General features: G+C 70.2%; 19 protein-coding genes. 12 read left to right on the forward strand and 7 right to left on the reverse strand.

Translation table 11 applies throughout. The features are described from left to right. Positions 1-160: 160 nt before the first annotated feature. The 8 genes from ACZ6WH_RS17185 to ACZ6WH_RS17220 all read left to right on the forward strand — a co-directional run bounded on the left by ACZ6WH_RS17185 (position 161) and on the right by ACZ6WH_RS17220 (position 6431). Positions 161-577, forward strand: coding sequence for a cupin domain-containing protein (locus tag ACZ6WH_RS17185; protein WP_432862796.1), 417 nt, complete (start codon positions 161-163; stop codon positions 575-577). A gap of 89 nt (positions 578-666) precedes the next feature. Next, entirely contained in the window at positions 667-1416 is a 750-nt protein-coding gene (locus ACZ6WH_RS17190) for an SDR family oxidoreductase (protein ID WP_469729260.1), read from the forward strand. 255 nt (positions 1417-1671) lie between these two features. Then, entirely contained in the window at positions 1672-2511 is an 840-nt protein-coding gene (locus ACZ6WH_RS17195) for an MEDS domain-containing protein (RefSeq protein WP_469729628.1), read from the forward strand. A gap of 77 nt (positions 2512-2588) precedes the next feature. Next, positions 2589-2990 carry an ATP-binding protein gene (locus ACZ6WH_RS17200; RefSeq protein ID WP_469729261.1) on the forward strand — a complete coding sequence of 134 codons (402 nt, stop codon included), beginning with the start codon at positions 2589-2591 and terminating at the stop codon, positions 2988-2990. A 28-nt stretch (positions 2991-3018) separates the two neighbouring features. After that, a complete protein-coding gene (locus tag ACZ6WH_RS17205; RefSeq protein WP_469729262.1) occupies positions 3019-3369 on the forward strand; it encodes a VOC family protein in 351 nt (116 codons plus the stop codon). Positions 3370-3734: 365 nt separating this feature from the next. Continuing rightward, complete coding sequence (locus ACZ6WH_RS17210) at positions 3735-4790, forward strand: MerR family transcriptional regulator (RefSeq protein ID WP_469729263.1); 1056 nt, start codon at positions 3735-3737, stop codon at positions 4788-4790. 312 nt (positions 4791-5102) lie between these two features. Further along, positions 5103-5621 carry a lytic polysaccharide monooxygenase auxiliary activity family 9 protein gene (locus tag ACZ6WH_RS17215; RefSeq protein ID WP_361561954.1) on the forward strand — a complete coding sequence of 173 codons (519 nt, stop codon included), beginning with the start codon at positions 5103-5105 and terminating at the stop codon, positions 5619-5621. 75 nt (positions 5622-5696) lie between these two features. Then, a complete protein-coding gene (locus ACZ6WH_RS17220) occupies positions 5697-6431 on the forward strand; it encodes a chitinase (RefSeq protein ID WP_432862815.1) in 735 nt (244 codons plus the stop codon). 21 nt (positions 6432-6452) lie between these two features. Here the strand turns inward: ACZ6WH_RS17220 and ACZ6WH_RS17225 are convergent, their stop codons facing one another. Both ACZ6WH_RS17225 and ACZ6WH_RS17230 read right to left on the reverse strand, forming a co-directional pair. Further along, positions 6453-7658, reverse strand: a complete 1206-nt coding sequence (locus tag ACZ6WH_RS17225; RefSeq protein ID WP_469729264.1) for an ABC transporter substrate-binding protein — start codon at positions 7656-7658, stop codon at positions 6453-6455. 192 nt (positions 7659-7850) lie between these two features. After that, the gene (locus ACZ6WH_RS17230; protein WP_469729265.1) at positions 7851-8981 is read right to left on the reverse strand and encodes an aminotransferase; all 1131 of its coding nucleotides are present in this window, start codon (positions 8979-8981) and stop codon (positions 7851-7853) included. Positions 8982-9149: 168 nt separating this feature from the next. Here ACZ6WH_RS17230 and ACZ6WH_RS17235 point away from each other — a divergent pair, with 168 nt between their 5' ends. The 4 genes from ACZ6WH_RS17235 (at position 9150) to ACZ6WH_RS17250 (ending at position 14035) form a co-directional block, all read left to right on the forward strand. Beyond that, positions 9150-9725: a helix-turn-helix domain-containing protein gene (locus ACZ6WH_RS17235; RefSeq protein WP_469729266.1), complete on the forward strand. Its 576-nt coding sequence runs from the start codon at positions 9150-9152 to the stop codon at positions 9723-9725. Between the two features lie 381 nt (positions 9726-10106). Then, positions 10107-11102 carry a LacI family DNA-binding transcriptional regulator gene (locus ACZ6WH_RS17240; RefSeq protein WP_469729267.1) on the forward strand — a complete coding sequence of 332 codons (996 nt, stop codon included), beginning with the start codon at positions 10107-10109 and terminating at the stop codon, positions 11100-11102. Positions 11103-11294: 192 nt separating this feature from the next. After that, positions 11295-12614, forward strand: coding sequence for a histidinol dehydrogenase (hisD, locus tag ACZ6WH_RS17245; protein ID WP_469729268.1), 1320 nt, complete (start codon positions 11295-11297; stop codon positions 12612-12614). Between the two features lie 41 nt (positions 12615-12655). Continuing rightward, complete coding sequence (locus ACZ6WH_RS17250) at positions 12656-14035, forward strand: MFS transporter (protein WP_469729269.1); 1380 nt, start codon at positions 12656-12658, stop codon at positions 14033-14035. Here ACZ6WH_RS17250 and ACZ6WH_RS17255 read toward each other — a convergent pair. From ACZ6WH_RS17255 to ACZ6WH_RS17275, 5 genes are all read right to left on the reverse strand, one after another. Then, positions 14000-15598 (reverse strand): glycoside hydrolase family 13 protein, encoded by a 1599-nt coding sequence (locus ACZ6WH_RS17255; RefSeq protein ID WP_469729270.1) that lies wholly within the window; start codon positions 15596-15598, stop codon positions 14000-14002. The two genes, ACZ6WH_RS17250 and ACZ6WH_RS17255, sit on opposite strands and share 36 nt — an antisense overlap. Positions 15599-15701: 103 nt before the next feature. Then, complete coding sequence (locus tag ACZ6WH_RS17260; RefSeq protein WP_469729271.1) at positions 15702-16595, reverse strand: carbohydrate ABC transporter permease; 894 nt, start codon at positions 16593-16595, stop codon at positions 15702-15704. Between the two features lie 12 nt (positions 16596-16607). Beyond that, positions 16608-17582, reverse strand: coding sequence for a carbohydrate ABC transporter permease (locus tag ACZ6WH_RS17265; protein WP_469729272.1), 975 nt, complete (start codon positions 17580-17582; stop codon positions 16608-16610). Between the two features lie 7 nt (positions 17583-17589). Beyond that, on the reverse strand, positions 17590-18942 hold the full coding sequence (locus ACZ6WH_RS17270) for an extracellular solute-binding protein (RefSeq protein ID WP_469729273.1): 1353 nt from the start codon (positions 18940-18942) through the stop codon (positions 17590-17592). Between the two features lie 169 nt (positions 18943-19111). Next, positions 19112-20131 (reverse strand): LacI family DNA-binding transcriptional regulator, encoded by a 1020-nt coding sequence (locus tag ACZ6WH_RS17275; protein WP_432862842.1) that lies wholly within the window; start codon positions 20129-20131, stop codon positions 19112-19114. Positions 20132-20439 lie beyond the last annotated feature (308 nt).

Below are 20439 nucleotides of genomic sequence, written 5' to 3' on the forward strand. Positions count from 1 at the left end.
AAGGGCTGCCGCGTGCTCCCGAAGGGCGGTGTGGCGTGACGCGGTGCCCGGGATGTGTCCGGATCAGCGCTCACCGAGCCTGCCGGGGCTCTGAAGAATGGTGCCTCCTCGGGCACGTGTCCCGCGAACCCGCCGGCAAGACAGCAGGAGGAGATCCGCCATGTCCGACACCGGTGAGCGGCAGCCGCGCTCCGAGGCGTGGAAGACCGCGCTGACCGTGCTGCAGGAGGTCACCCCGCCCGCCGTGCCGGCGGGCGCGCATGCGATGACCGTGCAGATCGAGTTCCCGCCCGGCGACCCCGGCACCCCGCCGCACCGCCACTCCGGCCCGGCCTTCGGTTACGTACTGGAGGGCGAGATGCGCTTCGAGCTGGAGGGTGAGCCGGAACGGATCGTCCGGGCAGGGGAGACGTTCTGGGAGCCCGGCGGAGACGTCATCCACTACCAGGACGGCAACAACCGCAACGACACACGTCTGCGCTTCCTCGTCACGATGTTCTGCGTGCCGGGAGAGCCCATGCTCGTCCTGGTCGACGACGACGAACTGAAGCAACGAGCACACCTGCGCGCGTCGTAGTAGTCCTCCGTAGACCTGACGAGTACCGCCAACAGGCCACCGAGCAACTCGCCGCCACACGGATCGCCATCACCCAGGGAGCACGCACCGTGAAGATCGTGGTCATCGGAGGCACCGGCCTCATCGGCAGCAAAGTGATCGCCAAGCTCACTGACCGTGGACACGAGGCGGTGGCCGCCGCGCCCAGCACGGGCGTCAACACCCTCACCGGCGAAGGGCTCGCCGAGGCGCTGACCGGAGCCCAGGTGGTCGTGGACGTGTCCAACTCACCCTCCTTCGAGGAGTCGGCGGTGCTGGAGTTCTTCACCACCTCCACCCGCAACCTGCTCTCCGCCGAAGGCAAGGCAGGCGTGGCCCACCATGTGGCACTCTCGATCGTCGGCATCGACGACCTGCCGGGCAACGGATACTTCCGGGCGAAGGTGGCCCAGGAGCAGCTGCTCAAGCAGGGGCCGATCCCCTACTCGATCGTCCGGGCGACGCAGTTCTTCGAGTTCGTCAGGGGCATCGCGGACACCGCCACCGAGGGCGGCACCGTACGCCTCCCGCATGTGCTCTTGCAGCCCATGGCGGCGGACGACGTCGCCGAAGCGGTGGCCAGGACTGCCGTAGACGCTCCGCTGAACGGCATCACCGAGGTGGCCGGGCCCGAGGTGGTCCGATTCGACGAGCTGATCGCCGAGGCGCTGCGTACGTGGAAGGACCCGCGCAAGGTCGTCGCCGACCCGCACGCCCGCTACTTCGGGTCCGAGCTGAGGGAGCGCAGCCTCGTCCCCGTCGAAGGCCGCGCCCGTCTGGCGGAGACCCGTTTCGAGGACTGGCTGCGCCGCTCCTCCTGACCACCATGCGCAACGGAAGGCCCGTACCCCGCAGGGTGCGGGCCTTCGTCCTGCCCGCTCGTGCCTGCGACAACGAGGGAACGTGACGTGTCGGTGGCATCGCTGATCACGCGGCATGCCGGTACAGACCGACCTGGTCGCGAAGGGGGTGGGTTCGGGCAACTGCGGTCACCGCTCACCTCGACCCCGATCCAGGTTTTAGAGTCTCTGTGTATGGACGTGAGCTCTGCAGTCGGGGCAGTCTCGGTCACCCGTATGGTCTCCGGGGATCACGCATGCCTGGGTTTTGACGATGACGAATCCTTGTGGGAGATCCGGGCGGCCTACGCCGACATCGGCGTATCCCGCGACGAGAACGTCGTCCTCTTCACGGATCCGGCAACCACTCCCGACATCGCGGCCGAGCAGCTGCATGCCCATGGCTTTCACCATGGAGCCGCGCTCACGAACGGACAACTGGTCGTGTGCAACGAGGTGCCAGGGGCGAGCCCCGGCGACAGTGGCGGTTTTGCTCCGGCGGAGCGGGTCCGCCTCTGGATGGAACTGACCATGCAGGCCCGGAACCAGGGTTACTCCGGCATCCGGATCATGGGCGACATGGGATGGGCGGCCGCACCGGGCTGCGACCACGATCTGCTGGTCGAGTACGAAGCCGGGCTCTCACCCCTCTTCGCCGACATCGGCTTCACGGCCATCTGCGAGTACGACCGGCGGAAGTTCGGCCACGACCTGCTGGACCGCGTCCTGCGCGCCCACTCCCACAACGTACTGCCGCGGCTGGGCGCCCTGGACGCCACGCGCTCGGGAAGCGAGCTGCGGGTCGCCGGGGAGGCCGACCTGAATACGCGCGAGCAGCTCATGGCGGCCCTGGCCGACGCATTCTCCGGGCCGGAGCGGGTCACCGTACTCGACCTCACCGAGCTGTGCTTCATGGACGTCCGCAGTGCTTCGGCACTGGTGCAATTGGCGAGCCGGCACCTTGACGGCCAGGCCCTGGAAGTGCGCTGCCGGCCGGAGCAGAGCACGGTGATCCGACTGTGCGGGAGCGCCCGCGTTCCTCAACTCGTCATCGACGAGAGGAGTTCCTCGCAGTGACCCTCAACTGCGACAGCGACGGCCAGGACGGTGACGGCCGTCCGGCTCCACGGGCCGTACCCGTCGAGGGAGCCACTATGCCTGCCACTGTGCTCGACCTGACTTTCGAAGCGGCCACCGACTTGGCCGGGCTGCGTCACCGCGTGCGGCAGTGTGCCACGGAGATGGGGCTCACGCCGCACCGGACCAGCGACTTCATCCTCGCCGTGAACGAGATCGCGGCCAACGCCATCGTCCATGGCGGCGGTAGGGCACGCATCGTCCTGACCCACACCGGCACCGGACTGCGGTGCGTCATCGCCGACAAGGGGCCGGGCGCGGCGCCTTCCGCTCCGAGCGCCGAGGCCTTCGACAAGGGCGGTGCCGAGCACGGCCGTGGTCTGTGGGTGGCTCGTGCGCTCGCGGACTGGTTCGACGTCGTCGCCTGCGACGCCGGAACCACGGTCACACTGGAAACGCTGCTGGACGAGCCGCTCTGACACACCGGGCCACGCCTAGAGTGCGGGGATGCGCGCACGACTGGACGAGATTGTTTTTGACTGTCACGCTCCGCAGGAGCTGGCCACGTTCTGGGCCCGGCTGCTGGGCGGCGAACCGGTGCGGCGGAACGCGGACTGGAGCTATGTGGATCCGCCCGGAATGCCGCGCCTGGCCTTCCAACGGGTACCGGAGCCGAAGGACACGAAGAACCGCGTACATCTGGACCTGCTGGCGGGCGACATCCCCACGGCGACGGCCGAAGCGGTCGAGGTGGGCGCGGTGGCCGTCGGCGAGCCGGTGACCAACCCCTATGGGCAGTTCCAGGTACTGACCGACCCTGAGGGCAACGAGTTCTGCTTCGTCAGCGGCCACCCCTAGCGGCCATCCCTGGCCGCCATCTTCAGCGGTCATCTTCAGCGGTCGTCGTGAGCCGTCAAGGCACGCCGCGAGCGCGGAAGCGTGGCACGAACGATGCAGCTGGCGCCTGCCGCCCGCCGGGCGCACCATGCCAGCGCAAGGAGTACAAGGACACCGCAACCCCGCGTCCAGGCGTCACCGGTCCGGCACCGAGTCCCCGGCCGGTGACGCCGCACGCGGCGGAGTGGCACGGGCCCGGTCCCCGCTCGTGCCGCGGTAGCCGCCCTTCACGCTTGGGCGTGGGAGTGTGGCACTTGTGCCGCCTGCTCGGTGTGTGATGGGCCGAGTGGGCGGCACGCCACGCCCTGAAGCCCTACCGTTCCGTCATGGAGACCGCACCACCTCAAACGCGCCAGGCGAGATTGACCACCGGAGATGTCGCCCTCCGGCTGGGTGTCGCCCCGGCCACGCTGCGTTCGTGGGACCGGCGCTACGGCCTGGGCCCCTCCGGTCACCAGGGCGGCAGACACCGGCGCTGGACCGAGCGGGACATCGCGGTGCTGGAGCGGCTGTGCGAGCTGACCGCCCGCGGTGTGCCGACGGCGGAGGCCGCCGAACTGGCCCGTGCCGCTGGAGACGTACCGCGGAGGGCGTCGGAGGAGACGTTGGCCCTGCCCCAGCAGGGCCGCTCCCGGAGCCGCTCCACGTTCTCCGGGGCCGGGAGCACTTCCACCGCCGGAACGGCGACGACGCACGACGACGCGGATGCCCGGCGCCGGGTGCGAGGCCTCGGCCGCGCCGCCGTCCGTCTCGACGCCCAGTTGCTGGACGAACTGCTGACCGACACGCTCGCCGAGTACGGCCTGGTCGGTGCCTGGGAACGCGTCATGTCCCCGGCCCTGCGGTCCATCGGCCGCAAGTGGGCCTGTTCCGGCGACCCGCACGGCGAACGGTACGTGGAGGCGGAACACCTGCTGTCCTGGCATCTTTCCACGGCGCTGCGCCGGTCCACCGGATTCGCCGCGACGGCGCCGGGCGGGCGGCCGGTGGTGCTGGCCTGTGTCCCGAGGGAAGGTCACACCCTGGGGCTGGAAGCGCTGACCGCGGCGCTGGGGGATCGTGGCGTCCCTGTACGCATGTTCGGCTGCGCGGTACCGGCAGGCGCGCTGGCCGAGGCGGTACGGAGGGCCGGGCCGTGCGCCGTTGTGTTGTGGTCGCAGACCCGCTCCACCGCCGACCCCGCACTGTTCCCGCTGGCGCACGGCCCCGGCCGCGGCCTGAAGGGATCGCGCTTCCACCCGGCCGTCCTCGCCGCCGGTCCCGGCTGGCCGGCGCGCCCGACTCCGGGCATCCACCGCCCGGGCGGACTGAGCCAGGCACTGCGGATCCTGGATGGTCTCGTCGCCGTCGACAGGAGGGAGGGCGGGGGCGAGGGGGAGTGAGAAGACTGATCCTGGCGGGGGCGGTGCGGCCCGCCCCGCCGCCCTGACGCGTGCCCGGACGCCCCACGGATACCTCTGTGTCACACCCTTGACACGGTGATGACCGCCGCTTGTATGGTCTAGTCCAAAGAACTCGCCGCTTCGAGCCGGGAGTTGGTCCCGTACGGGACGCAACTTCTCCCTGCGCGGACGGTGAGAGCGCGTCACCTTCGCGCCTCTTGGCCCCACCCACGAGAGGCCTGCCCCACCGCACGCGGCACCCCACACGACCGCGTGCGTCCGGAGCAGAGCCTGATGTGAAGGAGTTCCCCCATGCGCACCACCCGGAAGACGGCTGCCCTGATCGGCGCCGCTCTCGCCCCCGTCATCGCCCTGAGCCTCCCCGCCGGCTCGGCGAGCGCCCACGGCTACATCTCCGACCCGCCCAGCCGCCAGGCGCAGTGCGCCGCCGGCACGGTGTCCTGCGGGGACATCACGTACGAGCCGCAGAGCGTCGAGGGCCCCAAGGGCCTGTCCAGCTGCAGTGGCGGCAACAGCCGGTTCGCCGAGCTGGACGACGACAGCAAGGGCTGGACCGTCACGCCGGTGTCGAAGAACACCACGTTCTCGTGGAAGCTCACCGCGCGCCACTCCACCAGCACCTGGGAGTACTACGTCGGCGGCCAGCGGATCGCCCTGTTCGACGACGGCGGCGCCAAGCCGGGCGAGGTCGTGAACCACCAGGTCGACTTCGGCAACCTCAGCGGCAAGCAGAAGGTCCTGGCCGTCTGGAACGTGGCCGACACCGACAACGCCTTCTACGCCTGCATCGACGTCAACGTCGGCGGCTGACAGGCAGTTCGGGGCCGGTCCCGCGTGGGGCCGGCCCGCCCGCCCCACACCCCCCACCCCTCAGGAGTCGACACCGTGCACCGTCGCATACTCGGACTGCTGACCGCCACCGGTGCGGCCGCCGCTCTCTGCACCCTGACGCTGGCCCCCACGGCCTCCGCCCAGAAGGCCGACAAGAACATCGCTGCTGCCGAATTCGTGGTCAGCGAGGCCCAGTTCAATCAGATGTTCCCGAACCGGAACCAGTTCTACACGTACAACGGCCTCACCGCCGCGCTCAGTGCCTACCCGGGCTTCTCCAACACCGGCAGCGAAACGGTGAAGAAGCAGGAGGCCGCCGCCTTCCTCGCCAACGTCAGCCACGAGACCGGCGGGCTGGTCCACGTCGTCGAGCAGAACGAGGCCAACTACCCGCACTACTGCGACACCACCCAGCCCTACGGCTGCCCGGCCGGTAACGACAAGTACTACGGCCGCGGGCCCATCCAGCTCAGCTGGAACTTCAACTACAAGGCCGCGGGTGACGCGCTCGGCATCGACCTGCTCAACAACCCGGACCTGGTGCAGAACGACGCGGCCGTCGCCTGGAAGACCGGCCTGTGGTACTGGAACACCCAGAAGGGTCCCGGCACCATGACGCCGCACGACGCCATGGTCAACGGCGCCGGCTTCGGCGAGACGATCCGCGCCATCAACGGCAGCCTGGAATGCAACGGCGGCAACCCGGGCCAGGTGCAGAGCCGCATCGACAACTACCAGCGCTTCACCCAGGTCCTCGGCGTCGAAGCGGGCGGCAACCTCAGCTGCTGAACAACGGCGGCCGTACGGCGCTCAGTACGCGGGGGTGAGGTCGGCCTCCACCGGAACGTCGGGGCAGCGGGAGTTGGCCACCACGGCGAGTTCATGGCCGTGGTGGCCTCCCGCTTTCCACTGCCCGCCGGCCAGCGGTACCAGCGCGACGTTGGGAGTGGGCCCGCTCGTCCAGTCCAGCAGCCCGGCGGTGGTGGACAGGCGGGTGCGCCCCACCGCCTCGGCGACCGAGCGTCGGTCGTGGGGATCGTCGGCGGTCGCCAGGGCGTGGGCAGCCACTTCCAGCAGGGCGTGGGCCAGCCCCAGCGGCTGGAGCCACCGGTTGCCGGTGCGCTGTTCGTACTCCTCGGCCAGCCGGGCCGCGGTGGTGCCGTCCAGGGAGGACCGGTAGGAGTGCCGGGGTGACCAGTACACGAGGGTGGCGACGCCCGCCCGGTCGAGCTCGGCGAGCGTCGAGCCGCGCGGGTAGGCCAGCCAGCGCGAGCAGGTGATCAGGCGCGGCCGCGCCCCGCGCTCGCGCGCCTGACGGTGGAACAGCGCGAGATCCTCGGCGGTGGCCGCGCTGGTGACGATGTCGGCGCCCTGCTCGTGGAAGGAATCGAGGGACGGTGTGAAGTCGCGCGCCGGTTCCTGATAGCCGCCCGGGTCGACCAGGCGGTGGCCCCGGCCGGCCGCCACCGGTACGAATCCGTGCTCCGCGTGGCGCAGCAGCCGCCCCTGAAGGTCGTCGTTCCACAGGCAGCCGACGGTGTGCCGCGTACCCAGCTGTTCCCACATCTCGGCGAAGACGGCCGCGATGTCGTCCAGCCCCCAGGCGAAGTGGTACGTCCAGGAGAACGGCCGTCGCGGATCGCCGCCGCGTCCGTAGACGAATGCCTGCCAGGGGAAAGTGGTGGTCACACATGCCACGCCCGCTTCCTCGCAGGCGTCGGCCACGGCCGGCAGTACCTTCGTGCCCGCCATGGTCACCACCAGCTGTACCTGCTCCCGGTGCACCAGCTCCGATACCGCCCGCCGCGCCGCCTCGGGATCGGAGAGGCTGTCACGCCACGCGAGCCGGATCGGCCTCCGGCGTGAGCCGCCGGCCGGCTGCGACAGCCGCGGTGCCAGGCGGTCGAGTACAAAGGACAGTGGATCGCCCAGCTTGGCCAGCCGGCCCGTCCGCGGCACGACCGCACCGATGCACAGCCCACCCGGGCCCGCGCCACTGTCCACCTGTCTCACCATTGCCGGACCTTTCGCCGTTGCACCGCAGGCTTCTCCTCCGGTGACATCCCGCACCGCACCCCCGTACCGAACGTCCGGACGCCCCCTTTCGCCCACATGGCGGCCCGGCCGGCAGCACACCGCCGCGTACGCTGCGGCGTCGGCGTACGGTCCGGGAGTACGGCCCGCCGGCGACGGCACATCGTCCGTCGCTCACCCCACGGGCGTGAGCCCGTCGAGGAACTGCGCGACCAGTCGCAGGCCGGTGCGCAGGGTCTCGGTGTCGTCGGCGAAGCCGATGCGTACGGTGTGTTCGATGTCGAATGCCGCGCCGGGGGTGAACATGACCCCGGTGTCCTTCAGCAGGCGGGTGCAGAACTCGTAGGAGCCGAGCGGGGCGTCGTAGCGGAGCAGGGCGGTGGTGCCCGAGGCCGGCCGTACGTAGCCGATGTCGTCGCGGCCGTTGACCCACTCGTCGAGGATCGCCAGGTTGGTGCGGGTGATGCGGTGCGAGCGGGCGAGGATCGCGTCCTTGTTCTCCAGCGCGACGCACGCCAGCAGGTCGTCGATGCGTCCGACGCTGATGGTGGTGTAGTCCCGGTGCGTGGCGACATCGGCGAGCAGCCCGGTGGGGCCGACGATCCAGCCCAGGCGCAGGCCGGCCAGGGAGTACGGCTTGGACATACTGCCGGTGGAGATGCCGCGTGCGTACAGGTCGGCGATCGAGGCGGTGAAGCCGTCACCGTGCTGGTCCACACCCCGGTACACCTCGTCGCACAGCACCCACGCGCCGACGCGGCCGGCGATCTCGGCGATGCGGGTCAGCCCTGCTTCGTCGATCAGTGCGCCGGTGGGGTTGTTCGGGTTGTTGACCGCGATGAGCCGGGTGTGGGGGGTGACCAGGTGGTCGAGTGTGTCGAGGTCGGGCAGCCAGCCGTGTTCCTCGCGCAGCGGCAAGAGGTCGACGCGAGCGCCGTAGCTGTCCGGGATGGAGTAGTGCTGCTGGTAGGTGGGGACCACGGCGACGACGTGATCGCCGGGACCGACGAGAGCGGTGTGTATGAGCGCGTTGGCGCCGATGGCGCCATGGGTGATCAGCACGTTGTCCGGGGCCTGGGCCGCGTACAGGTCCGCGACGAGGGCGCGCAGGCGCGGGCTGCCCGGGATCGGCCCGTAGGTGAGTGGGGTGGCTGCCAGTTCGGCCAGCACCTCCTCGCGTCGGCCGGACAGGTCCAGCAGCTCACCGGTGGTGAGGGAGCGGACGCAGGTCTCGGCCAGGTTGTACCGGCAGGTCTCCTCGTACGCGTTCATCCACTGCTCGACCGCGAACTCACGGATCTTCACCGCGACTGCTCCTCCGTCGTGTCGTTGTCGTTGCTCCGGCAGGTGGCCGAGGCGGGCCCCGCGGGCGGAATCACGCGCGCTCCGGACGTGTTGGTGGAGGGGGCATGGTGGGCAATATATTGCCCACGTGTGGATCTTGGCAACTTTTTGCGCACTATACTGCTCGCCATGAGGAGTGGGGTCGCCGTCGGCAGCAGTGCCACGCAGGAGTTCGTCACCCGGATCGGCGGGCGCATCCGCGCGCTGCGCAAGCAGCGCGGCTGGAGTGTGCAGCGGCTGGCGGAGGCCAGCGGGGTCAGCCGGCGGATGCTCACTCAGATGGAGCTGGGTCAGGCCAACCCGAGCCTCGCCACCGTCGACCGGGTCGCACGCGCCCTGGACACCGATTTCGCCGCCCTGGCCCTGCCCGCGGACGGTGCGGCGAGTGCGGAGGTCGAGGGGACGCTCGTGTGGCAGGCCCCGGACGGCAGTCAGGCGCTCCTGCTCGGCGCGACCGAAGAACCGCGGGCCGAGCTGTGGCGCTGGACCCTGGCGCCCGGGGGACACTACGACGCCGAGCCCGACCGTCCCGGTGCCCAGGAGGTCCACCACGTCCTGTCCGGCCGCCTGACCCTCGCCCTCGCGGCCGGCCCCCAGGAGCTGGGGTCCGGGCAGAGCGCGGTCATCCCCACCGACCAGGAGTACGCCTACCGGAACGAGGGCGCTGAACCGGCCGTCTTCGTACGGGTCGTCACGGGCGCCTGACCGCCGGCGGCGCGAGCTCCGGCGTGGGGTGCGGGACCCTCGCTGCCGCGGAGCGTTCACGCGAATGCCTGGCTGGCCGTGCGCGGAGGCGGGCCGGGCACTGTGCTGGAGGCGCGGGTGCGCGGCCCATATCCCGCCGTTGATGCGTAGCGGCCGGGCACACTCCGCCGGCCCCACCCTTCTGCAGACGCCAGAGGTCGCAGTCGGGTGGGGCCGCAGCCAGTCCCGTGCGAGGATCAACTCCTGTGAGGGAATGCCGCGTTGCGGCGGGCGGGGAATTTCCGCAGGTGCGAAGCCCGGGCCCGCCGCGTGCGAAGCCCCGTACCGCCACAGAGGGGGGCGGTAGGGTGGCTCCGATACCAGCTGGAGGTGAGGGGACCCATGGCACGGCGGCCGACCGTCACGAGCGTGCAGATCGCCCGTGAGGCGGGTGTGGCGCAGTCGACCGTGTCCCGCGTCCTCAACGGCGGAAGTGTGGCTCCCGAGACCCGGCAGCGGGTGCTCGACGTCGTGGCCAAGTACGACTTCCAGCCCAGTCAGGCCGCACGCAGTCTCGTGGGGGCCCGCTCGGGGCTCATCGGCGTGGTCATCCGCGACCTGACGAACCCGTTCTATCCGGTGATGGTCAAGGCGATGGAGCGGGTGCTGCACGGGCGGGGGCTGCGGCTGTCGCTGGTGACGGATGTGATGACCGCCGACGAGGGCCTGGCGCTGCTGCGGCGTGAGGGCGTGGACGGTGTGGTGTTCACCTCGGCCGTGCGGGACGACCCGCTGGCGCACCGCCTCCGGGGCCATGGCATACCGGTTGTGCTGTGTCACCGCACCCTCGAAGCCTTCGAAGCCGACCAGGTGGAGGCCGACAACGTCACCGCCGGCCGGCTGGCGGCCGAGCACCTGCTGGACCTGGGGCATCGCCGTATCGGGATGGTGTGCGGCCTGGCCGGGGCGAGCACGGCGGAGCAGCGCGGCCGCGGGTTCCGGGAGAGCGTGCGGGACCGCGGGGAGGTCGCCCTGACCGAACTGGACGGCGCTTACGACTACGACACCGCCTATGACGCGGTGCGTGCGCTGCTGGCCGGTGCCGAGCCGCCCACCGCGCTGTTCTGCCACAACGATGTCATGGCGTACGCGGCGCTGAACGCGGCCGCGGCGGCGGGCGTTGCGGTACCGCGCGAGCTGAGTGTGGTGGGCTGTGACGACGTGCCGCTGTCGTCGTGGGAACGCATCGACCTGACGACGGTGCGTCAGCCGCTGGAGCGGATCGCGCAGGTCGGCGTGGAGTTGCTGCTGGACCGGCTGGCGAATCCGGACGCACCGCACCGGCACGAGGTCCTGCCGGTGGAGTTCGTCGGGCGTTCCACCACCGCCCCGGTGTGAGGACCTGAGGCGCGCCGCGCCGCCGTACGTACGTCCCGCCGGGCGCCCTGAGCCCCCGGTGCGCGGCCCCGCCCGAGGGGCTCGCTTTCGTTCGCTTCCCGGACACCCCTTGACCGCTCCGCCATCCGTCTCGCATTCTGTGGATACGCATCCATTGGATACGTATCCACACCGCGAGCAAAGGAGCTGGGCGTGTCCCGCACCATCAAGGCCGCCACCACCTCGTCCACCGCGCCGTCGGGCGACGACACCGTCGGACAGGCCGTACGAGAGCTGATCGCCGACGTCCGGAAGCGCGGTGACGAGGCCGTCCGGGAGCTGTCGGCGCGCTTCGACCGCTGGGAGCCGGAGTCCTTCCGGCTCGGTGAGGAGCAGCTCGCCGAGATCATCGGCACGCTCGACGACCAGGTCATCGAGGACATCAAGACGGTCCAGGCCAACGTCCGCCGCTTCGCCGAGGCACAGCGCGAGTCGATGTCGGAGATCGAGGTCGAGACCTCCCCGGGCGTGTTCCTCGGCCACCGGCACGTGCCGATCCAGTCCGTCGGCGCGTACATCCCCGGCGGCCGGTACCCCCTGACCGCCTCCGCGCACATGACCATCGTGACCGCCAAGGCCGCCGGTGTGCCCCGTGTGGTCGCCTGCACCCCGCCGATCCGCGGCGAGATCCCCGCCGCCACCGTCGCCGCGATGCACTTCGCCGGGGCGGACGAGATCTACATCCTGGGTGGCGTCCAGGCCATCGCCGCGATGAGCGTGGGCACCGAGACGGTCTCGCCCGTCGACATGCTGGCCGGCCCGGGCAACGCCTACGTGGCGGAGGCCAAGCGCCAGCTGTTCGGCGAGGTCGGCATCGACCTGTTCGCGGGCCCCACCGAGATCCTCGTCGTGGCCGACGACACCGCCGATCCGTTCGTCGTCGCCGTCGACCTGCTCTCGCAGGCCGAGCACGGCCCCGACTCGCCCGCCGTGCTGGTGACCACCAGCGAGCGCGTCGCGAGCGAGACCGGGCGGCACATCAACGAGATCCTGCCCGACATGCCGACCGGTGACATCGCCGGCCCGGCCTGGCGGGACCACGGTCAGATCATCCTCGCCGACGACCTCGACGAGGCCTACCGCGTCGCCGACGGCTTCGCCTACGAGCACGTGCAGGTCCTCACCGAGAACCCGCGCGAAGCGCTCGACAAGATGCACGCCTACGGAGCCCTGTTCCTCGGCGAGGGCACCTGCGTCTCCTACGGGGACAAGGTGATCGGCACCAACCACGTGCTGCCGACGCGCGGCGCCGCGCGTTACACCGGCGGTCTGTGGGTGGGCATGTACCTCCGCACCGTCACCTACCAGGAGGTGCGCGACCAGCAGGCGTCGGCCGACCTCGGGGTGCTGTGCGGTCGCGCGGCCCGCGTCGAGCTGTTCGAGGGCCACGCCCGCTCCGGTGACGTCCGGGCCGCCAAGTACGCCGGTGCCCCGCTGTCCTGGACCGGCCACTTCGAAGGCGCCGGCGTCTGACGCCTCCGCCCCGCCGCACGCCCCCGATCAACGGAGATCCCATGGCCACCGCCGCCCATCTGACGCCGGAGCAGGTCCGCCGTCGCTCACTGCAGTCCGGCACCATCGGCGCGATCGTCGAGTGGTACGAGTACACGGTCTACGGTGTCACCGCCGCGCTGGTGTTCGGGCAGTTGTTCTTCCCGAACCTCTCGCCCGGCATCGGTCAGATCGTGTCTCTTGCCTCGTTCGGCGTGGGGTTCCTGGCCCGTCCGATCGGTGCGTTCGTCGCCGGGCATCTCGGGGACCGGCTCGGACGCAAGTCCACGCTGATCCTCACGTTCTCCATCATGACGGTGGCCACCACGGCGATCGGCGTCATGCCGACCTATGACCAGGTCGGCGTGGCGGCGCCGTTGCTGCTGTGCGTACTGCGGCTGGCCCAGGGCTTCGCGGTCGGCGGCGAGTGGGGCGGGGCGGCGATCGTCGCCGTGGAGAACGCACCGCGGGCCCGGCGCGGGTACTTCGGCTCCTGGCCGCAGATCGGTGTCTCGGCGGGGCTCCTGCTGGGGACGGCGGCGGTGTCGTTCGCGTCGTGGATCTCCGGCGACGCCTTCGGCGAGTGGGGCTGGCGAGTGCCGTTCCTGCTCAGCGCCATCCTCGCGACCGTCGGGTTCTTCATCCGGCTGCGCGCCGCCGAGAGCCCGGCCTTCCTCGCCGAGAAGGCCAAGATGGACGCCGAGCTGGAACGCCGCAAGGCGCCCGCCGCTGTCGTGTTCCGCGACCACCGCAAGCCGCTGCTGATCACGGTGTTCGGCCGGTTCGCCGAGGCCGGGAACTACTACCTGTTCACCACCTTCATCCTGTCGTACGTCACCACCACACTCGGCGTGCCCAAGAGCTACGGCCTGACGGCGTCGATGATCGGCGCGGCGGTGAACATCGTGATGATTCCGGTCTTCGGAGCGCTGTCCGACCGCTTCGGACGGGTGCGGACCTTCCTCGTCGGCGGGGCACTGATCGTGATCACCACCTGGCCGGTCTTCGCGCTCGTCCACACCGGCCAACTGTGGGCCATCGTCGCCGGTGTGGTGCTGTTCCTGGCGCTCGGGCACGCCATGGTCTACGCGCCGCTGCCCGCGCTGTACTGCGAGATGTTCCCCACCGCGGTGCGGTACTCGGGCATCTCGATCGGGTACCAGATGGCCTCGGTCCTGCTCGCCAGCTTCACCCCGGCGCTGGCGAGCGCGATGGTCCTGTGGGCCGACGGCAGCCTGTGGATGGTGATCGCGTTCGCCATCGTCACCACGCTCATCGCGATGGTGGCGATCGCCTTCGCCCCCGACCGGCGCGACCGCGAGCTGGACGAGATCGGTGTCCACTCCGCCGGCCCGGCCGGAGCCTCCTCAGCCTCGCAGCCACACCGCGGTGTCCTGCGGTAGCCGGCCCTCGGCGTCCAAGGGGCCGCTGGTGAGGAGCACCTCACGGTGGCGGGGAAGGGCGGCCGGTTCGGGGGAGAGGTTGACGACGCAGGTCAGGCCGGTGGGGCGGGCGAAGGCGAGGACGCCTTCCGCCGACGGCAGCCAGTGCAGTGCGCCGTCGCCGAAACCCGTCTCCGTACGGCGCAGGCGGAGTGCTTCCCGGTAGAGGGAGAGCATCGATCCGGGGTCGGCGGCCTGGACGTCGGCGGCGTACGCGGACCAGCCCGGCGGCTGGGGAAGCCAGGGCTCGCCCGCCGAGCCGAACCCCGCGTACGGCTCGCCGGCCGCCCACGGCAGTGGCACCCGGCAGCCGTCCCGGCCCGGATCGGTGCCGCCGGAGCGTGCGTGCATGGGGTCCTGGATCCGGTCGAGCGGGATGTCCGCCTCGGGAAGGCCCAGTTCCTCGCCCTGGTAGAGGTAGACGGCGCCGGGCAGGGCGAGCGAGAGCAGCGCGGCGGCCCGGGCGCGGCGAGTGCCCAGGCGCAGGTCGGTGGGGGTGCCGAAGGTTTTGTCGGCGAAGGCGAAACCGGTGTCGGCGCGGCCGTAGCGGGTGACCGTACGGGTCACGTCGTGGTTGCACAGCACCCAGGTGGCGGGCGCGCCCACGGGCGCGTGTTCCGCCAGGGTGTTGTCGATGGCGGCACGCAGGCTCGTCGCGTCCCAAGGCGCGGTGAGAAAAGTGAAGTTGAAGGCGGTGTGCAGTTCTCCGGGGCGCAGGTAGCGGGCGAAGCGCTCGGAGTCCGGCAGCCAGACCTCGCCGACGAAGATCCCGCCGTAGGCGTCGGCGACCGCACGCCAGGAGCGGTAGATGTCGTGCAGCTCGTCCCGGTCCACGTACGGGTGCGGGGTGCGGTCCGGTGTGATGTCGGGCAGCTCGGGGTCCTTGGCGAGCAGCGCCGCCGAGTCGATGCGCACCCCCGCAACGCCCCGCTCGAACCAGAAGCGCAGGACGTCCTCGTGCTCCTGGCGGACGGCGGGGTGTGCCCAGTTGAGGTCGGGCTGCTGGGTGGCGAAGAGGTGGAGGTACCACTCGCCGTCGTCCAGCCGGGTCCACGGCACGCCGCCGAACTCGCTGGTCCAGTTGTTGGGCGGCAGCTCTCCGTGCGCGCCGCGGCCGGGCCGGAAGTGGAAGAGCCGGCGTTCGGGGCTGCCGGGGCCCGCTGCCAGCGCGGCCCGGAACCACGGGTGCTGGTCGGAGACGTGGTTGGGCACGATGTCGACGATGGAGCGGATGCCCAGGTCCCGCGCTTCCGCGATCAGCTTCTCGGCTTCGGCGAGGGTGCCGAAGGCCGGGTCGATGGCCCGGTAGTCGGCGACGTCGTACCCGCCGTCGGCCAGCGGCGAGACGTACCACGGTGTGAACCACAGCGCGTCGACGCCCAGTTCGGCGAGGTACGGCAGCCGGGCCCGTACGCCTGCCAGGTCGCCGGTGCCGTCGCCGTCACCGTCCGCGAAGCTGCGGACGTACACCTGGTAGATGACGGCGGACCGCCACCAGTCGTCGCAGGACCGGCTGCCTTCCATAAGGGGGTTTCCTTTCGGACAGGGCGCATTCACAAGGATGCGGGGGAGGGGCGGCGAGAGGTCGGATTCCGTACCGCCCGCCGGGCGAAACGGGGTGCGGGCGTCAGCCCTTGGTGCTGCCGGCGCCGATGCCGGCGATGATGTGCCGCTGGAACACCAGGAACATCACGATCATCGGCAGCGCGGCGATGACCATCGCGCCGATGAGGACGGTCAGCGGTACGTTCTGGGAGAGCTGGACGAGCGCCACGCTGATCGGCTGCTCGCCGGTGTCGGAGAAGACCATCAGCGGCCAGAGGAAGTCCTGCCAGACCGCGACCAGCGCGAAGATGGACACCACGCCGAGCACCGGGCGGGACATGGGCAGCAGGATCGACCACAGCGTACGCAGCTTCCCCGCCCCGTCGATCTCCGCGGCCTCCAGCACGTCGCGCGGTATCTGGTCGAAGAAGCGCTTGAGCAGGTAGAGGTTGAAGGCGTTGGCGACGGCGGGCAGCCAGACCGCCAGGGGGTCGTTGAGCAGGCTGATGTGCAGCAGCGGCAGGTCGGCGACGGTGAGGTACTTCGGTACGACCAGCGCCTGCACCGGAACCATCAAGGTGGCGAGGATGCCGCCCAGCACCACCTTGCCGAACGCGGGGCGGAGCTTGGAGAGCGCGAACGCGGCCGCGGTGCACAGGACGATCTGCAGCAGCCAGGCGCCCGAGGCCTGGACGACGGTGTTCCAGAGGTGCCGGGGGAGCGACATCAGCTCCCAGGCGTCGGTGTAGCCCGAGAGGTGCCAGGACTCGGGGACGAGTGTGGGCGGGGTGCGTACCAGTTCGTCCGGCGACTTCATGGCGCCGGTGACCATCCAGTACACGGGGAAGAGGAACGCCAGCGCGAAGGCCAGGACCACGCCGGCGAACACGGTCCAGTACAAAGTCCTGCCGCGTGGTGAGGCCAGGGTGAGCGGGGAGACGAGGGTGCGCACGGCACGCTGGTCGGTCTGCCTCATGGGGCGCCCTCCTTATCGGTCGTCGGTGCGGGTGAACCGCAGGTAGAGGGCGGAGAACGCGCCGAGGAGGAGCAGCAGCATGACGCTGAGCGCGCAGGCGCCGCCGAAGTCGTTGTAGAGGAAGGCGTACTTGTAGATGAGGTAGAGGATGGTGACGGTGGAGTTCTCCGGGCCGCCGCCGGTGATGACGAAGGGCTCCGTGAAGACCTGCATCGTGGCGATGATCTGGAGCAGCATCAGCATGAGGATGACGAAGCGGGTCTGCGGGACGGTGACGTGGCGGACCCGCTGCCACACGCTCGCGCCGTCCAGCTCCGCCGCCTCGTACAGCTCACCGGGGATGTTCTGCAGTGCGGCCAGGTAGATGAGCACCGTGCCGCCGAGGTTGGCCCAGGTGGCGACGAGCACCAGGGAGACGAGCGCGGTGTCGGCGCCGTTGGACCAGTTCGAGGTGGGCAGGTGCAGAAAACGCAGCGCTTCGTTGGCCAGGCCGGCGCCGGGGTCGTAGAACCACTTCCACAGCAGGGAGCTGACCACCGGCGGGATCATCACCGGGAGATAGACGACGACCCGGAAGAAGGCGCGGGCGTGCCGGAGTTCGTTGATGACCAGTGCCATGACGAAGGGCACCGCGAAGCCGATGAGCAGTGCGAGCACGGTGAACGTGGCGGTGTTGCGCCAGGCCGCGCCGAACTCCGGGTCCTGGAACACCCGGGTGAAGTTGGCGGTGCCCACCCACTCCGGATCGGCGCCCGGGGTGTACTTCTGGAAGGCGATGACCACCGAGCGGAGCGCCGGGTACCAGGAGAACAGCGCGAAGCAGAGCAGGCCGCCGAGGAGGAAGGCGTACGCCGTGGCCTGGTCGGCGAGCCGGCGGCGGAGCGGGCGCCGGGGGCCGGCGGGCGCCTTCCGCGGTGTGGGCGCGGTGCTCCGTGCGGGTGGCGGGGCGGCAGGCAGGCGGGCCGTGCGGGGAGATGCGGTCGACATGGCGGTGTCAGCCTCGGGCCAGAATGCCGTCGATCTTCGACTGGGCGTCCTTGAGCAGCTGGTCGATGTCGGCGTCCTCCTTGGTGAGGACCGCGGAGACGGCGCCGTCCAGCACGGTGTAGATCTGCTGTGCCTTCGGCGGCTCCAGCTTCATGTCGAGCTTCTGGTTGCCGGCCACGAAGCTCGTGTAGTTCCCGACCGGGACGTTGGCGGACTTCTTCTTCAGCTTCTGGTCCGTGGCGTCGGTGGCGCCGGTGAACAGCCGCGGTTCGGGCAGGCCCACCGGGGAGCCGTCCTTAGCCAGTCGCTCGTAGTTGTTGACGAAGCCGTTGCCGGGCGTGAGGAAGGTCCACTCCAGCCACTTCAGACCGGCCTTGATCTGGGCCGGAGTGGCCTTCTTGTGGAACATGTAGCCGTCGCCGCCGATGAGTGTGCCCTTGCCGCCCGGCATCGGCGCGAAGGCGAGGTCCTTGTAGTCGCCGCCCGCTTCCTTGACGATGCGCGGTACGTTGTCGGGCGCCGCGAGGTACATCCCGAGCTTGCCCGAACCCATCATCTGCAGCGTGTCGTTGATGATGAGCAGCTGCTTGGACCCCATGGAGCGGTCCTTCCAGCGCATGTCCTGGAGGTTCTGGAGTACCGCCCGGCCCTCGGGGGAGTCGACGGCGGATTTCTTGCCGTCGGGGGAGACGACGTTGCCGCCCTGGGAGTAGATCTCGGCGGTGAAGTGCCAGCCGCCCTGGTTCTGCGCGCTGTAGTCGGCGTAGCCGACCGTGCCGCCGCCGAGTCCGGCGATCCTCTTTGCGGCGGTGCGGACCTCCGCCCAGGTGGTCGGCGGCTTGTCCGGGTCCAGGCCGGCCTTCTTGAACAGCGTGCGGTTGTAGAGCAGGCCCATCGAGTAGTTGGTGCGCGGGATGCCGTACACCTTGCCGTCCACGGTGTACGCGTCGCGCAGCGCCTGCTGGATGTCCTCGTAGCCCTTGAGGTCCTTGAGGTAGGGCGTGAGGTCGGCGGCCTGGTTGATGCCGACGACGTGCCGGGTGTCGGTGAAGTAGGTGTAGAAGACGTCTTCCATCTGGCCGCCGGCCAGCTTGGCGTCGAAGGTCTTGGGGTCCTGGCACGGGAACGCGTCGTGGGCGACGACATCGATGTCCGGGTGCTGCTTCTCGAAGGTCTTCACGTCCTCGGCGAAGCGCTTGTGGTCGATCTTCGCGCTCGGCTGCGGCCAGCAGTTCACCGTGATGCGCGTCCGGCCGTCCGTGGCCTCGGCACCGCCGGAGCCGCAGGCGGCGACCCCGGTGAGCGCGAGCGCGGTGGCAGTTGCGGCAGTGCAGGCACGACGGAACCCGGAACGTCTCATCGGTGGACCCCTTACGGCAGGAGTGCGGGAAGCGCACAGCAGAGGGCTGTGCGGCGCGCACACTCAATCACCGCCGACGGTGGGCCGCAATATGTCGAGCAGACTCTGTAAAAAATTGACAGACGCCGGGTCCGCTTCCGAAGTGACCGGCGCGGGCCCGCCGTTGTGGTTATGCGGTGCGCTTCCGCGCGGCCTGTCCCGTGGACCCGCGGACGACCAACTCGGGCTCGAACAGCAGCTCCTCCTGCGACACGGCACCGCCCTGGATCTGCGCGCACAGCAGGTCCACCGCGGCCCGGCCCATCGCCTCGATGGGCTGGCGCACCGTGGTCAACGGGGGCTCGGTGCAGCTCATGAACGCCGAGTCGTCGTAACCGACCACGGACACATCCGCCGGTACGTCGAGCTTGCGGCGCCGGGCGGCGCGCACCGCCCCGAGGGCGAGCGGGTCGCTGGCGCAGACGATGCCGGTGACGCCGCGCTCCAGCAGGCGGTTGGCCGCGGCCTGGCCGCCCTCCAGGGAGAACATCGCCCGTGCCACGTACTCGTCGGGGAGGGCCCGCCCGGCTGCTGCGGCCGCCGCCCGTGCCATCGCCAGCTTGCGGCGCGAGGGCATGTGGTCGTCGGGGCCCAGCACCAGCCCGATGCGCTCGTGCCCCAGGGAGTCGAGGTGCCGCCAGGCCTGCTCCACGGCGACCGCGTCGTCGCAGGAGACGCACGGGAAGCCCAGGTCGTCGATGGCCGCGTTGACCAGCACCACCGGAATCCTGCGCTCGGCGAGCTGCTCGTAGTGCTCGTGCGGCGCGTTGGCCTGGGCGTAGAGCCCGCCGGCGAAGACCACGCCGGACACCTGCTGTTGCAGCAGCAGGTCGACGTAGTCCGCCTCGGAGACGCCGCCCTTGGTCTGCGTGCACAGCACCGGTGTCAGGCCCTGCTGCGCCAGCGCCCCGCCGATCACCTCGGCGAACGCCGGGAAGATCGGGTTCTGCAGTTCCGGCAGGACCAGCCCGACCAGCCGGGCCCGCTCGCCGCGCAGCTGGGTCGGCCGCTCGTAACCCAGTACGTCGAGGGCGGAAAGCACCGATTGGCGGGTGGCTTCGGAGACCCCGGGCTTGCCGTTCAGGACCCGGCTGACAGTGGCCTCGCTGACCCCGACCTTCTTGGCAACCTGAGCAAGTCGTCGCGTCATGACCGCAACGCTATCGCAAGCCATGCAAGCGGATTGCTGCCTGTACGCAAGGAGATGAAAGTCCGCGTCCCGAGGGGCAGCTGAGTTGCGTCGAGACATCGGTCCGTACCAATCCCGCCCTGGCCAGGGAAGTTGGTGTGAACGCTGGTTCCGTACCGCGCCGAACCGTGTGTGCAACGGAAAGAAAGTCAGGCAGAGACGTAGACCACTCGACAATTCTCTGGGATTCTCCAGCCGCTGAACGCAAGATCTGAGCAACTTGATCGCTTGACGCTTCTGCAAGACCCGGCTCCGTACCTCCGTACCGG

Source organism: Streptomyces sp. NPDC050806 (genome assembly GCF_055586425.1).